2 protein-coding genes are annotated in these 2,093 nt (G+C 45.0%); both read right to left on the bottom strand.

What is annotated here, in order from left to right; all coding sequences use genetic code 11:
- A partial coding sequence (locus LYNGBM3L_RS12785) for a S8 family peptidase (protein WP_008183489.1) occupies positions 1–1,484 on the bottom strand: 1,484 nt, incomplete at its 3' end.
- 31 nt (positions 1,485–1,515) lie between these two features.
- On the bottom strand, positions 1,516–2,093 hold a 578-nt coding region (locus LYNGBM3L_RS12780; RefSeq protein ID WP_008183487.1), incomplete at its 5' end, for a hypothetical protein.

Genomic DNA, 2,093 nt, shown 5'->3' with positions numbered 1-2,093 from the left:
TCTGTGGCAATCCAACCAATGGTATTCTGAACCATGTTCAACACGTTAAGACGCCCCCCGGTCACCGTATTATTTGCTAAAGCCGGAATTGGGTCGACTTGCTCCATCACGATGGCTTTCATTTGCATCCCAGTAAGAAAAGGAGCTTGTGACCAGGTCAAAGCGATGGCTCCGGCAACGTGAGGAGATGCCATCGACGTACCATTAAATGAGGAGTAACCATTGTTAGGTATGCTGCTCAACACAGAAACCCCAGGAGCACCAAGGTCAACAGTAGTAAGGCCATAACTGGAGAAATAGGCCAGTTCATCATTGTGATCCGTTGCCGCGACCGAAATGATATTATCAACGTCATAACTCGCCGGGTACATTGGCCGCGTATCATTGTTACTACGACTATTTCCAGCAGCAGCAACAAATAATTGGTTCGCCTGATGGGCTTCGGAGATAGCATCTTTCAAAGCCTGACTAAAGGAACCGCCACCCCAACTATTATTGGTAAGGTGTGCACCATTGTTTACTGCATATTCAACCGCTTCTATCGCATCCGAAGTATATCCAGAACCGAAATCACTCAGGAATTTCAAAGCCATTAATTGCGTTCTCCAGGATACTCCTGCTACTCCAGTTCCATTATTTCCACGCGCTCCGACAGTACCCGCCACGTGCGTTCCGTGAGAATGACCATCAAACGGATCATTGTCTTCATTGACAAAATCCCAACCATAGACATCATCGATATAGCCATTACCATCATCATCTATACCATTGTCGGCAATCTCTCCGGGATTCTTCCACATGTTATCACGAAGGTCTTCATGATCGTAATCAATTCCTGTATCAATGATCCCGACAACAATGTTGTCACTCCCGGTGGTAATATCCCATGCTTCCTGTGCATCAATATCCGCGTCATCCGTTCCACCTGTTTGGCCCGTATTATGCATTCCCCACAGTTCATCAAATCTTGAATCATTGGGGTCTCCGATGGTTTCAACAATAAAGTCTGGCTCGATGTATAGTATTCGAGGATCATCACCATAATTCCCTATGGCTTCTTCTACGGTCATATCCTCGACTGACCATAATTCTATTCCAGTCCTACGATATGATTTCAGTACCTCTGCTCCCAATTCCTCTCTAAGCTCGGTCTGACTTTGACTCGAAAGCCCCGGTTGAAATTTGACGATCAGGCGTTGATCAGCGTAATTGGCTTCGGCCAGGTTTAAACTGGCCCTATCATCATCATATGTTCCTGAATTTGTAACTGAAGAAGCATTTATTTGAATACCCAATTCGAATTCAAGATCTGCCGCACCACTTGCTGCCTGATTAGCGATGTTTAAGGTTTGGGTAGTTGAATCTCCGTAATTAAGCGTAACTGCCACGGTATCCGTAAGGCTTCCTAGAATAGGTGGATTATACGGATCTCCTTTCAGGTTAATGTTAAGAGCACCCCGGGCATCGTTGCTTGTCAGGGTCAAAATTCCTGTTTTGTTTGCTACATCTGTTGGATTATAGAAAACATTGACTCCCAGGCTTTCTCCCGGAGCCCAATGAAAAGGATGTGCTGTCCACCGTAAAGTAGGATACGTCCGCAGATACGTTTGACACATTCAATTCATCGGTGCCCTCATTCGCGATCATTAAAATCAACGAATCAGATTGATTTACAAATATTTCTCCGAAATCAAGAAGTGTGTCGCTAGCCACTAACTCAGGGATACCCGTTAACTCAAATACCACGGGAACCCGATCTTCCTTGTTACGAGGATCATTGCTGGTAAACTTCAACACAGATTCATAAGTCCCGGCAGTAAGTTTCTTGGAATTCAAGGATAATTCCAGGTTTACTATTGCTCCTGCAGCAAGGGTGTCGTTCTCAATATTCAACTCCAGCCATGAACCCGCATGTTGATGATGTAAATAATCAATGATCTGATGACCAAACAGCCTGTTATTGACACGGGTATAATCTCCACTGAATATTCCTTCGTCCCCCACCGCTACGATGTATCCCAGTCCTAATTGACTTGCCGCGGAGAATACGTCGCCATTATTTGTATTGACCAAAGTTCGCGCATTTCCCGAAA

It is taken from the genome of Moorena producens 3L (assembly GCF_000211815.1).
Taxonomy (GTDB): domain Bacteria; phylum Cyanobacteriota; class Cyanobacteriia; order Cyanobacteriales; family Coleofasciculaceae; genus Moorena; species Moorena producens.
Note: the sequence above shows the minus strand (reverse complement) of the source record. Positions and strands in the feature narration are given on the sequence as shown.